The following is a 12658-nucleotide window of genomic DNA, read 5'->3' as shown; positions in this document are numbered from 1 at the left end:
GAATTGTTATTTCACTGGCACCGTCATGAGCATCCATGATGGTAGCCCCAGTTCGGGACCCGCATCCCCCTGGAGGTCACCCATGACCGAGCCCACCGAAGCGCTGCCGCTGGCCGGCTTCATCGTCGTCAGCCTCGAACAGGCGGTGGCCGCCCCCTTCGCCACCCGCCAGCTGGCCGACCTCGGCGCCCGGGTCATCAAAGTGGAGCGGCCGGGCGGAGGCGACTTCGCCCGCCGCTACGACACCACGGTGCACGGCGAGTCCAGTTACTTCGTGTGGCTCAACCGGTCCAAGGAGTCCGTCACGCTCGACCTGAAGTCGGACGCGGGAAGAGCCGTCCTGGAGCAACTCCTCGCAGACGCGGACGTGTTCGTGCAGAACCTTGCCCCCGGCGCGGCCGCACGCATGGGTCTGGGCGCCGAGGCGCTCGCCGAACGATTTCCCTCGCTCATCCCGTGTTCCATCTCGGGCTACGGATCCAGCGGCCCGTGGGCCGACCACAAGGCGTACGACCTGCTGGTGCAGTGCCAGACCGGCCTCGTCTCGCTCACCGGCAACGAGCACGGCTCCGCCCGTGTCGGAGTCTCGATCGCCGACATCGCCGCAGGCATGTACGCCTACTCCGGCATCCTCACCGCACTGCTCACCCGCGCCACCACCGGCATCGCCCGCGCTGTGGAGGTCTCGCTGTTCGAGGCACTGGCCGAGTGGATGAACCAACCCGCCTACTACACCCGCTTCGGCGGCACCCAGCCCCCGCGCCTCGGCACCCAGCACGCCACCATCGCCCCGTACGGCGCCTACACCGCCGCCGACGGCAAGGACGTGCTGTTCTCCGTCCAGAACGAGCGCGAATGGGCTGCTCTGTGTGACCGGTTCCTCGGTCTGCCAGGGCTCGCCGCCGATCCACGTTTCGACAGCGGCTCCTCCCGGGTCGCCCACCGCGAGGAGCTGAACGCGATCGTGGCCGAGCGGTTCGGAGAGCTGGACGGCGACGAGGTGATGAAGCTGCTGGACGTGGCGGGCATCGCCAACGCCGGGGTGAACGACGTGACGGAGTTCCTGGAGCACCCGGTCCTCAGCGGCCGGGACCGCTGGCGGGACGTACGGATTCCCGGCGGAGCCACGGTGCGGGCGTTGGTGCCGCCGGCGGACCTGGCGGGCCTCGCGCCGCGTATGGATCCCGTCCCCGCGGCCGGCGAACACACCGAGACGGTCCTGGCCGAGCTGGGGTACGGCACGGCCGACATCGACAGCCTGAGGGCCGAACGCGTCATCTGAACCGCCCTTCGCCACCCGCAAGTTCAGCAAGGAGCCCCGCCCCCATGAGCACCCTCGACATCCTGTCCGAAGACGAGCAGTTCATCGTCCGTACGGTGCGCGACTTCGTCGACAAGGAGGTGAAACCGGTCGTCCGGGAACTGGAGCACGCGAACACCTACCCCGAGGCTCTGATCGAGCAGATGAAGCGGCTCGGCGTCTTCGGCCTCGCCGTCCCCGAGGAGTACGGCGGTACTCCCGTCTCCACCCCGTGCTATGTCCTGATCACCGAGGAACTGGCGCGCGGCTGGATGAGCCTGGCCGGCGCGATGGGCGGCCACACCGTGGTCGCCAAGCTGCTGTTGCACTTCGGGACCGAGGAGCAGAAGCGCCGGTACCTGCCCAGGATGGCCACCGGCGAGATCCGCGCGACCATGGCCCTGACCGAGCCGGGCGGCGGCTCCGACCTGCAGGCAATATGCACGGTCGCCCGCAAGGACGGTGATCGCGGATACGTGGTCGACGGGGCGAAAACCTGGATCACCAACTCCCGCCGGTCCGGCCTGATCGCCCTGCTGTGCAAGACCGACCCGGACGCCACGCCGGTTCACCACGGCATCTCGATCCTGCTCGTGGAGCACGGTCCGGGGCTGACCGTCTCCCGTGACCTGCCCAAGCTCGGCTACAAGGGCGTGGAGAGCTGCGAGCTGTCCTTCGAGGACTACCGGGCCCCGGTCGATGCCGTACTCGGCGGGCGTGAGGGCAAGGGCTTCGCACAGATGATGAAGGGGCTGGAGACCGGCCGTCTCCAGGTCGCCGCCCGCGCCCTCGGCGTCGGCCGGGCGGCGTTCGAGGACTCCCTCGCCTACGCCCAGGAGCGGGAGTCGTTCGGCAAGCCGATCTGGAAGCACCAGTCGATCGGCAACTACCTGGCGGACATGGCGACTTCGCTCACGGCCGCCCGGCAGCTCACGCTGTACGCGGCCCGGGAGGCCGACGCCGGCCGCCGGGTGGACATGGAGGCGGGGATGGCGAAGCTGTTCGCCTCCGAGACCGCCATGCAGATCGCCCTCGACGCCGTGCGCATCCACGGCGGTTACGGCTACTCCACGGAGTTCGACGTCGAACGCTACTTCCGTGACGCCCCGCTGATGATCGTCGGCGAGGGCACCAACGAGATCCAGCGGAACGTCATCGCGAGCCAGCTCGTCAAGCGCGGTGGTCTGGACGCATGAGCCTGCTGTCTGAGCTGGGCGAGTACGAGGTGAGCGGGAGCTGGGGCCTGAGGAGGCCAAGGACGAGCTGCTCCGAGAACGAGCCCTGCGTCGGCGCCCGAAGGCGCTCGCCGTGTGCGAGGTGGTAGCGACCGTCCGCCGGAGGTATCGCGTACCGGCCGTGACGCTCATTTGACGCTCCGGACGTGCAACGATCCGTCGTGTGGCCTGGAGAGCCCTTCTGACCTGCTGTTTCTCTCGGCCTTGCCGACGTGACGCGTTTCCCATGACGCATCATGTGGAGTGCGTGGCGATTCTGGAGCCTGCAGGCAAGGGTGCCTGACCTGCGGTTGCGCATCCCTGGTGGGTCGCTCGACCTGTTTCCCTCCGTACAGCGGGTCGGGCAGACGTACTGCTTGTTCTGGCAGGTTGCCCTCTTTCGCGACGCGTCGGCGCGACTGTCGCTCACGAGGGACAGCCGACGGCCGGCTTACGCAAAGGGCGCAAGCCGGAGTCTCATGGCCGCTCCCGGGCCGTCCGGGCGCGGATGCCCAGGGCGTCACCCGTACGGACTGGGCGCGATTCGTGCGCGGCCGTCCCGGGTGCTCCGATCCGCTTCAGCCGCCGATGGGTGTGACCCCTGAGGGAGCCGGGACCAGTCGGTACCCGCCGTCCTCGCGTCGCACGTGTCCGGCGGTCGGCGGCGGGAAGTGGCTCCCCAGCAGGAGAGTTGACGTACCGGCCAGTGAGCCGAGCACCTGGTTCCGGGTCCTGGCCGCGAGTTCGGGAGCGACGTCCACACAGCTGCAGAGCGCCGGATGCGCCATCTGGACCGGGTGGTGAATGCTGTCGCCGGTGACCAGTGCGGTCTCACCACGGCTGCTCAGTTCCACCGCTACCTGCCCCGGAGTGTGGCCGGGGGTGGGCAGCAGACGGATGCCCGGCGCGACGTCCGTGCCCTCGTCCGCGACATCGATGAGGTCGAACAGACCTGCTTCCCGGACGGGACGGACCGAGTCCCGGAACATCTGTCGACGGGCCTCCTCCATGTCGACACCCGCCCAGTAGTCCCACTCGGTGCGTGAGGTGAGATAGCGCGCGTTCGGGAAGGTGGGCACCCAGGCGTCGCCCTCGGCACGTGTGTTCCACCCCACGTGGTCGGCGTGGAGGTGGGTGAGGATCACGACGTCGACGTTCTCCGGCGCGAAGCCCGCCGCCCGTAGCCGTGCTTCGTAGTCGCTGTTCAGGTTGTGCCAGGCGGGGTTGGCGCGCCGCTTCCCGTTTCCGATGCCGGTGTCCACCAGCACCCGCATGCCGTCCACCTCGACGGCGAAGCTGTGACTCGCCAGGCGCAGGACGCCTTGTTCGTCGACGAATTCGGGGCTCAGCCAGGCAGTCCGGCTCACGAGGTCGGTGGTTGCCCCGGGCAGCAGCCACGGACCGGTCTGGGCGGGCAGGACCACTTCGTCGATGCGTCGTACGGTGTGGTTTCCCACCGCCCAGGAAGAGGCGGGGGGAGCAGTGGACTTGGTCGTTTGCGATGAGGTGAACACGAAGACCTTCCTTACCTGTTACGGGTCGCGAGGACGGAGATGTCTGGGGCGGGTGTGTCCGGTGTGGCGGATGTGCAGTTGCTCGTTGCCGGGCGGGAGTGGGCGTCCGCAGACGGGGTCCGGCGCCGACTGCGCAGCGCACCCTGGGAGACGGCTCCGAAGCCGGACCCGGCCGGCGCCGCCCCGGTGAAGACAAGTACGGGGCCGGCGAGACAGGACGCCGGCCGCCATGCCCGTCACCGGCGCGATGCTGTTACTAAAAGCGATTGGTTTGCTTTAAGGCACCGTAGGCCCTACGGTCGACTAAAGCAAACGATTCGCTTTTACGGTGGTCGGAGGTCCTGAACCAGCCCCGGCCCGTTTACGCCGCACCGATCCGGAGGGAAGCCATGACCAGCGAACTCACCCCCCAAGAGGCAGCCCGAGGGGCGCTGCGGGCGGGGCTCGCCCTCGGGGACGGCCGCCATGAAGAAGTGGCCATGACGGCCAACCACATCCACTCCGTGATCGGCACCTTGCGCGAGCTCGATTTCGGCGAGACCCCTCCCGCGTCCTCCTACCGAGCCGGACAGGGGAACGCCGATGCAACCGTTTGAGCTGTCGCTGAGCGAGGCCTCCCGTGCGGTGCGCGCACGGGAGCTGTCCCCCGTCGAACTGACCGAATCGGTGCTCGCCCGTATCGCCGCCGTCGAGGGACGGCTGGGTGCCTACGTCACCGTCGCCGCCGACGCGGCCCTGACCGCGGCGGCCCGCGCGGAACGGGAGATCGCCGCAAGCGGACCGCGCGGGCCGCTGCACGGGATCCCCATGGCGCTCAAGGATCTGATCGACGCAGAGGGGATGCCCACCACGGCGAGCTCGCACGTCCGGGCAGGGCACGTGGCGGAACGCGACAGCCGGGTGGCCGAACGGCTCGGCGCCGCCGGGGCCGTCCTCCTGGGCAAGACGCACACACACGAGTTCGCCTACGGCCTGACCACTCCGCAGACGAACAACGCCTGGGATCACAGCCGGGTTGCGGGCGGCTCGAGCGGCGGCTCGGCGGTAGCTGTCGCCGCCGGCGGGGCGACGTTCGCCATGGGCACGGACACGGGCGGTTCCATCCGGGTCCCCGCGGCCCTGAACGCAGTGGTGGGCCTCAAGCCGACCTACGGCCTGGTCCCACGCACAGGCGTGACCTCGCTGTCCTGGTCCCTGGACCATGTGGGGCCTCTCACCCGCACTGTCCAGGACGCCGCGCTGGTGCTGTCGGCGACCGCAGGCCACGACCCGCGCGACCCGGCGAGCGTGTCCGGCCCCCTGCTGGACCGCTTCCCGGGAGGCGACCTGCGAGGACTGAAGGTCGGCGTACCGCGGAACCACTACTTCGACCGGGTCACGCCCGAAGTCGAGGAGTCCGTACGCGGCGCGATCGAGCGGCTGGCGGAGCTGGGGGCGGAGCTCGTCGACGTCGAGATCCCGATGGCGCGCTACATCCAGGCCGTTCAGTGGGGGCTGATGGTTCCCGAGGCCACCGCCTACCACGAGCAGTCGCTGCGGGCCACCCCCGACCTGTACGCGGCGGACGTTCGCATCCTGCTGGAGGCCGGCGAACTCACCTCTGCGGGCGACTACCTCCGCGCCCAGCGGGCCCGCACCATGATGCGAGACGCCTGGTCTCGCATGTTCGACGGAGTCGACGTCCTCGCCGCGCCGACGGTGCCGATGACCGCCGCCGAGGCGGGGCAGGAAGCCGTCGAGTGGGCCGATGGCACGACCGAGGCGGTGTCGGACAGCTACGTCCGCCTCTGCGCCCCCGCCAACATCACCGGCGTCCCGGCCCTCACCCTGCCGGTCGGTCACGACCACGCCGGACTGCCGATCGGATTGCAACTGATGGCGCGCGCCTTCCACGACGCGACGGTGCTCCGTGTGGGCCGGGCCTACGAGGAGTCGGTGGCCGGCGCGGGGCGGCTCGCTCCCCTCGCTGTCTGAGGGAAGACGGGCGGTTCCGTCCGGGCATGCGGTTGCGTCGCCGCGGGGGCGTCCATCGTGCTCGGGCGCCCGGGTGCGCAGCCCTGCGGTCGCCGACGCCGGCCATCGGCTAGAAGCAACAAATTCGCATTAAGGTGGATCGCATGAGTCCCAAGCCCATGGTCCGCCCCGGCGGGCGCAGCGCACGCGTACAGGAGTCCGTCCATGCGGCGGTACGTGAACTCGTGGGGGAGGTGGGCCGCGACGCGCTCACCGTCCCGATGGTGGCCACTCGGGCGGGCGTTACCCCCTCCACGATCTACCGTCGTTGGGGCGACCTGCAGGAACTCCTGTCCGACGTGGCCGTCGAACGACTGCGCCCGGAAACGGATCCGGCCGATCTCGGAAGCCTGCGGGCCGATCTCGACGCGTGGGCGGAACAGTTCCTCGACGAGATGGCCTCGCCGCCCGGGCGTGCCTACATCCGGGACGCCCTGCTCGGCGATCCCGACGGCATCAATGCCGGTCGGTGTTCGGCGTATGCCGCGGAGCAGATCGACGCCATGCTGGCCCGTGCGGTGCAGCGGGGGGAACCGGTGCCCGGGACGGAACTGCTGATCGACCGTGTCGTGGCGCCGATCATGTACCGCGTCCTCTTCCGCCCTGGCCCGCTGGACGCCGCATATGCGCGTGAGCTCGTGACGAACGCCGTGTACGCCCTGCAGATCGAGGCCGGCGCTCGCCCCACCCAGTCCGCCGCCCCGCGGCGCTCGAAGGAACCCGACAGCTGACCACTTCGCTCACCGGGCGGTCCGGGCACCGGGCCGTGGAGGCCGGCCCTCGCGCCCTCACCTTCCGGTCATTCGACGTCCGGGACGCCCCGGGCCGGCAACTCGTCATCCATCACGCCGAACCGGGCAACCCCTCCGCGCAGGCCCTGGCCCTTCTCGGCTCCCGTGACGCTCCTGGTCGCCGACTGGAGCGAACCCTCAGGACGCCAGTGGTGCCGACTGTCTCCTTGCACTCGCCGAGCAGCGTGCGCAGCATTCGTATGCTCCCGGGCGTGAGATTTTTACGGCGGAGTGGCCGAAGTGACGCCCAACGAATGACGGGGACGCTCGTGGCGGAGGCCAAAGCCCTTCACGGGGCGACGTCGAGGTCCTGGCTGGGGCGGTTCACGAGGCGGTGTGCCCGTACGGCGTGTCCACCGGTGGGAACCAGGGGGTTCGGAGAACCGAGCGCGATCACATCCGCCAGGAGCCGCGTGTGCAGCTCCGGAGTGCCTCTGACCTGGCCTTTTCTGCGGCTCGCTCAAGCCGACATCTTTCCGATGACGCATCATGTGGAGTGCGTGGCGATTGTTGAGCCTGCGGGCGAGGGTGCCTGACCTGCGGTTTTCTTGCTTTGGTGGGTTGCTCCTGGCCCCACGCTCCGCGGAGCCGAGGGCGGCCCGACGCGCCACGTGATACCGGCTTGGTATCATCTCTCCGTGGCGATGACTCTTCGACTCCCCGACGACCTTGACGCGAAGCTCACCGAGCGGGCTCGTCGGGAGGGCCGCAGCAAGCAGGAACTTGCCATCGAGGCCATCCGTGAGGCCCAGGACCGGGCCGAACTGAAGGTCGATGACGTCCTGGCCGAGCTGATGGACAGCGATGCGGGGATCCTGGACTACCTCAAGTGACGGACGTGCGCTACATCCAGATCGACGAGATCCTGGCCATCGCCCGTACGGTCAATGGCACCGAGCACAGCGTGCGTGACATGGGCCTTCTGGTGTCGGCGATCGAGCGACCCCGGACGAACGTGTTCGGAGCCGAGTTGTATCCCTCGCTGCATGAGAAGGCTGCGGCGCTGATGCACTCCGTCGCCCGCAACCGTGCGCTGGTCGACGGCAACAAGCGCACCGCCTGGCTCGCCATGCGCGTCTTCCTGCGGTTCAACGGCGTCAGTGCCAGTACCGCCCCGCCGCCCGTCTCCGTCGCCGGCCCGTTCGTCGAGGAAGTCGCGCAGGACAACATCGATGTACCGGCCATTGCCAAGCGTCTGTCGGCCTGGTTCCCCGCCTCCTGACGTTCGGGGTGGTGCGGTGGTGCTCGGTGCTGCGTTCGTCGTCTCGGTGTCGTGGTCCGCGGTAAAAGGGCCGCCGCCCGCTCGAGGACTTCAGTCGCGCCGCGGTGGTCGCGGGACTCGGGAGGAACACGGGGGATGAGCGCCCCCATGGCGGTCGGGGCTGCCTGGCCCGGGGTCTCGATGCCGACCGCCCACACAACGGTGGTGTGGGCGGCCGGGCCGGGCTGTCAGGCGGTGACCCTGCCGAAAAGGTGGTTGGCAGGAGCATCCGGGTCGTCGCCGTAGAAGAACTCGGTGAGGGCCTGGTGGAATTCGGCGCGGTCCAGCCCACCGGAGCCGTCCCTGTCCAGAGCGGCGAAGACCGTTGCGCAGTCCTCGCCGGGCACACCGGCGACCGAGTCGAACATCTGCTGGAACTCGGCCTGGTCGATCTTGCCGTCCGCGTTGAGGTCGACGAGGTCGAAGAAGCAGTTGGTGACCGGCGCGATCTGCTGCGGATAGAGGGCGGGGTCGGTCAGGACGCTCCTGAAGCCTTCGGTCATCTCCCGCAGATCGACCTTCCCGTCACCGTCCTGGTCCATGGGGGCGATCACATTCGTCCAGAACCCGTCCATTCCCTCGATGAGCCGGCGGGCGGTCGCGGAGTCCGGCGCGGTGGCTCGGGCGGCGATGTAGCGCTCGCTCATCGCGCGGACGTCCTGCTGGGTGATGAACCCGTCGCCGTCGACGTCGGCGCCCCTGAACCACTGGCCGTACTTGAGGTCTTGAAGTGCAGTCACGACTGCGCACAGTATTCATCTGATTACGCAATTGCAAAACGGGGGGGTGGAGCCTCTGGCGGCCGGGTCGGCCCGCTGCGCGCTCGACGAACGGCGAACTCGAAGGACCGGTCCGAAGAGCAGGCAGCTTGCGTGTCAGTGTTCGAGGGGTGGTGGTGCGAAGGCGAGCACATCCGGAAGGGGGCCGTCGTAAGGCTCGACGTCGACGAGCGCACTGTGGGCGCTCGGTCCCTGGGACAGTCGCGAGCACCCTCGGTCGGCCGTGAGGGTGTTCGGATTGCCGTGGCGGTCCAAGGTGCCGCTCCGGCCCGGCTGGTCCGGGTCCCACCAGGCTCCGGTGGACAGTTGGACGACGCCGGGCATGACGTCGTCCGACAGGACAGCGCCCGCCAGGCAGCTGCCGCGGTCGTTGTGGACGCGTACGATCATGCCGTTCTCGATGCCACGGGAGGCGGCGTCCCGCGGATTGATCGTCACGGGCTCACGGCCACGGATCTTCGACTTGAGGCTGTGGCCGCCGTTGTCGTACTGGCTGTGCAGGCGTGAGGCGGGCTGATTCGAGATCAAGTGCAACGGGAATCGCTCCGACAGGCCGGCACGGAGCCACTCCACCGGTTCGAACCACGCCGGATGCCCGGTGCAGTCGTCGTAGCCGAACGAGTTGATCTCCTCGGAGAAGATCTCGATCCGGCCCGACGGGGTCGTCAGGGGGAAACGCCGCGGATCTGCGCGCAGCGCCTCGAAGCTGCCGGGGAACGGGCCGCTCAGCGCCGGCAGCTCGGCCGTGGAGTTTCGCCAGAAGTCGTCGAAGCCCGGCAGGGTCCCGTCGTCGCCGAGGTCGGCCCTCGTCTGCTCGTAGAGGTGCCGGACCCATTCGGTCTCGGAGCGGGACTGCGTGAACTCCTGCTCGTATCCGAGCCGGGAGGCCAGGGTGGTGAAGATGTGGTGGTCGGTGCGTGACTCGCCGGCCGGCTCACGGACTTTCGGCATCGCGACGAGGTGGGGGTCGGAGAATCCGGCGGCGAAGTCGTCGCGCTCCAGGCTGGTGGCGACGGGCAGGACGATGTCGGCGAACTTGGCCGTGGTGTTCCACCAGGCTTCGTGAACCACCACCGTGTCAGGGGTCTGCCAGGCGCGGGTCAAGCGGTGGAGATCTTGGTGGTGGTGGAACGGGTTCCCTCCGCACCAGTAGATCAGGCGGAGCTCGGGCAAGGTCAGGCGCCGGCCGTCGTAGTCGATGGTCCTGCCCGGATGCAGCAGGGTGTCGGCGATGCGTGCGACAGGGATGAAATCCGCGACAGGGTTGGGAACCCGGGGAAACGACGCCACGGAGGGCCGGCCGGGGGCGACGCCGGTCGCGTCCATCGTCGCGTAGCCCGCGCCCCAGCCGCAGCCGGGCCGCCCCAACGAGCCCGTCATGGCAGCCAGCACGACCGACATCCAGATCGGCTGTTCGCCGTGGTCCGCCCGTTGTATCGCGTAGTTGACCATGATGAGCGATCGTTGCGCGGACAGGCGGCGAGCCAGTTCGGTGATCGCGTCCCGGCTCAGGCCCGTGATCCTCGCTGCCCAGGCAGCATCCTTGGCGACGCCGTCGGATTCGCCGGTCAGGTAGGAGGCGAAGCGGTCGAACCCGACGCAGCAACGGCGAAGGAAGTCCTCGTCGTGCCAGCCGTTGACCAGCATGGTGTGTGCGATGCCGAGCATCGCGGCGGTGTCGGTGTTGGGGATGACGGGCAGCCACTCGGCGTCGAGGAAGCCGGCGGTGTCGCTGCGGATAGGGCTGATGTTCACGAACCGCACCCCGGCCGCACGGCACTTTCGCTGAAGGTCCTGCGTCCGGTGTCTGGCCAGCCCGCCGGGGTTGATCTGGCTGTTCTTGAGGGCAAGTCCTCCGAACGCCACCACAAGCTCACAGTTGTCGGCGATCTCGTCCCACATCGGCATCCGCGACTGGTAGCTCCACGGAGCTCCGCCGATCACATGGGGGAGGATGACCTCCAAAGCCGCGGTGCTGTATGTGTTGCGCGAGTCGGTGTATCCACCGCCCAACGCCAGGAACCGGTGGAGTTGGCTCTGTGCGTTGTGGAACGCGCCCGCACTCGCCCAGCCGTAGGAGCCGCCGAACACGGCGCTGTCTCCGTGCTGTGAACGCACTCGGCGCAGTTCCTCGCTCACCAGAGTGATCGCGTCGTCCCAGCTCACCTCCACGAAGGCGTCCGTGCCCCTGGCCGTGTCGTGGGCGCGCGGCAGGCCGTTCAGCCAGCCCTTGCGCACCGCGGGGCGCAACACGCGGGCGCTGTCGTCGGCGGCTGTCACCATCCCGGGTCCGATGGGCGACGGCGCGGGGTCATCGGCCATCTGCTCGATCCGCACCAGCCGACCGGAATCGACCACCGCGACGAAACTGCCCCAGTGCGTAGCAACCGGCATGCGTCGTTCCACGATGCGATCAACTCCGTTTCTGAAGTTCCGCGGCTCTCGGGCAGCGGCCGCTCATGTCACAGGGGGTCCACGTCAGTTGACGGGCCGCAGGACACAGACTCCCCCTGCGGCCCGCTGCCCAACCCTGTAGGTGCACGAGCCTTCCAACGGCCGCACAGGTGTGCCGCCTCGTTCGATCTCGCCTCCGCGTAACGCGCTGACCTGCAGAGAAAAGGCGCGGTGAGACGCGATCAAACACGACCGGCCGCAGGTCACCGGCTGTGCGCGTCCAACGGCCAGGGGTGACGGGGGCGGGTCCGGCGTACCTCGCCGTCGGCGGTCTGCGGCTGCTTCCGCGTTTCTGCCCAGGTCGCCAGCAGGGTGAGAGCGTCGGCGCTGGGCGTACCGGGATCCGCGGTGTAGGTGGTGATGGAGACGTGCGGGTCGCCGGGCAGGGCGAAGTCGTCGTACACGAGGGTCATCGTGCCGACGGCCGGGTGGTGGACGACCTTGCGCCCGCGTGAGTGGCGGCGCACATTGTGCTTGGCCCAGCGGGTGCTGAAGTCGGTGCTGTGGGTGGAGAGTTCGCCGATGAGTCCGGTCAGCCGCTGGTCCAGCGGGTCGCGCCCGGCGGTCGCGCGGAGTATCGCGACCATCTGGTCCTTCGCCTCGTCGAGGTCGGTGTAGTAGGCGTCCGCACGGGGGTCGAGGAACACGTATCCGGCGATGTTCGGCGGCTGCTGGGCCATGGTGAACAGGTCGGTGTACAGAGCGGTCTGCGACGTCACCGACGAACAGCAGGCGGAAGCGGCAGTGCGGGCCTCGGTGACGGAGTAAGGCCGCCTGGACATGGCGTTCAACAACGCCGGCATCCAGGTGCCGCCGACCGACGCGGCCGACGAGACGGCCGAGAACTTCGACCTGGTCAACGCCCTCAACCTGCGCGGCGTCTGGGCGGCGATGAAGCACGAGCTGCGGCAGATGCGCGAGCAGGGCAGCGGCGCCGTCGTCAACTGCTCCTCCCTGGGCGGGCTCGTCGGGCTGCCCGAGCGTGCGGCCTACCACGCCTCCAAGCACGGCGTCATCGGCCTGACCCGCAGCGCCGCGGTCGATTACGCGCCCCGGGGCATCCGCATCAACGCCGTGTGCCCCGGCGTCATCGAGACCCCGATGGTCGCCGACATGGTCGAGAACCAGGCCGACGCCATGGCCGCCATCCTCAAGGAACAGCCCATCGGCCGCCTGGGCGCAGCGGAGGAGGTCGCAGCGGCCGTCCTGTGGCTGTGCAGCCCCGGCGCCGGCTTCGTCACCGCCGCTGCTCTGCCCGTCGACGGCGGCTTCACCGCCCACTGATGCGTGAGGCCGGGCCGGCACCGTACAGGAGACAACAGGTGCCGACTT

General features: G+C 69.1%; 10 protein-coding genes and 3 pseudogenes. 9 read left to right on the top strand and 4 right to left on the bottom strand.

Annotation, left to right across the window (positions count from 1 at the left end; translation table 11 throughout):
- Positions 1–82 precede the first annotated feature (82 nt).
- Entirely contained in the window at positions 83–1282 is a 1200-nt protein-coding gene (locus tag ACFCXS_RS37210; protein WP_376647772.1) for a CaiB/BaiF CoA transferase family protein, read from the top strand.
- 44 nt (positions 1283–1326) lie between these two features.
- Positions 1327–2496 carry an acyl-CoA dehydrogenase family protein gene (locus tag ACFCXS_RS37205; RefSeq protein WP_376647771.1) on the top strand — a complete coding sequence of 390 codons (1170 nt, stop codon included), beginning with the start codon at positions 1327–1329 and terminating at the stop codon, positions 2494–2496.
- 596 nt (positions 2497–3092) lie between these two features.
- Here ACFCXS_RS37205 and ACFCXS_RS37200 read toward each other — a convergent pair.
- Entirely contained in the window at positions 3093–4028 is a 936-nt protein-coding gene (locus ACFCXS_RS37200) for an MBL fold metallo-hydrolase (protein WP_376647770.1), read from the bottom strand.
- Positions 4029–4417: 389 nt separating this feature from the next.
- Between ACFCXS_RS37200 and ACFCXS_RS37195 the strand changes: the two genes are divergently transcribed.
- From ACFCXS_RS37195 to ACFCXS_RS37170, 6 genes and pseudogenes are all read left to right on the top strand, one after another.
- Positions 4418–4624: a hypothetical protein gene (locus ACFCXS_RS37195; protein ID WP_376647769.1), complete on the top strand. Its 207-nt coding sequence runs from the start codon at positions 4418–4420 to the stop codon at positions 4622–4624.
- Positions 4611–6002 (top strand): amidase, encoded by a 1392-nt coding sequence (locus ACFCXS_RS37190; protein ID WP_376647768.1) that lies wholly within the window; start codon positions 4611–4613, stop codon positions 6000–6002. Before ACFCXS_RS37195 ends, ACFCXS_RS37190 begins: the two co-directional genes overlap by 14 nt.
- Before the next feature lie 143 nt (positions 6003–6145).
- Complete coding sequence (locus ACFCXS_RS37185) at positions 6146–6772, top strand: TetR/AcrR family transcriptional regulator (protein ID WP_376647767.1); 627 nt, start codon at positions 6146–6148, stop codon at positions 6770–6772.
- A 38-nt stretch (positions 6773–6810) separates the two neighbouring features.
- A pseudogene (locus tag ACFCXS_RS37180) lies at positions 6811–6957 on the top strand (transcriptional regulator); the annotation flags it as partial.
- A gap of 513 nt (positions 6958–7470) precedes the next feature.
- Entirely contained in the window at positions 7471–7665 is a 195-nt protein-coding gene (locus ACFCXS_RS37175) for a ribbon-helix-helix protein, CopG family (protein WP_376647766.1), read from the top strand.
- On the top strand, positions 7662–8054 hold the full coding sequence (locus ACFCXS_RS37170) for a type II toxin-antitoxin system death-on-curing family toxin (protein ID WP_376647765.1): 393 nt from the start codon (positions 7662–7664) through the stop codon (positions 8052–8054). The genes ACFCXS_RS37175 and ACFCXS_RS37170 overlap by 4 nt, the downstream gene beginning before the upstream one ends.
- Positions 8055–8281: 227 nt before the next feature.
- On the opposite strand, the gene ACFCXS_RS37165 is transcribed toward ACFCXS_RS37170, so the two are convergent.
- The 3 genes and pseudogenes from ACFCXS_RS37165 to ACFCXS_RS37155 all read right to left on the bottom strand — a co-directional run.
- Positions 8282–8833, bottom strand: coding sequence for an EF-hand domain-containing protein (locus tag ACFCXS_RS37165; protein ID WP_376647764.1), 552 nt, complete (start codon positions 8831–8833; stop codon positions 8282–8284).
- A 135-nt stretch (positions 8834–8968) separates the two neighbouring features.
- Positions 8969–11278, bottom strand: coding sequence for a molybdopterin-dependent oxidoreductase (locus ACFCXS_RS37160; RefSeq protein ID WP_376647763.1), 2310 nt, complete (start codon positions 11276–11278; stop codon positions 8969–8971).
- 251 nt (positions 11279–11529) lie between these two features.
- Positions 11530–12060 (bottom strand): annotated as a pseudogene (locus ACFCXS_RS37155) (hypothetical protein); the annotation flags it as partial.
- Between ACFCXS_RS37155 and ACFCXS_RS37150 the strand changes: the two are divergent.
- A pseudogene (locus ACFCXS_RS37150) lies at positions 12032–12610 on the top strand (SDR family oxidoreductase); the annotation flags it as partial. The pseudogenes ACFCXS_RS37155 and ACFCXS_RS37150 sit on opposite strands and share 29 nt — an antisense overlap.
- Positions 12611–12658: the final 48 nt, after the last annotated feature.

Source organism: Streptomyces sp. NPDC056373 (assembly GCF_042262425.1).
GTDB lineage: Bacteria > Actinomycetota > Actinomycetes > Streptomycetales > Streptomycetaceae > Streptomyces.
This window is presented reverse-complemented; position numbering and strand designations above follow the sequence as displayed.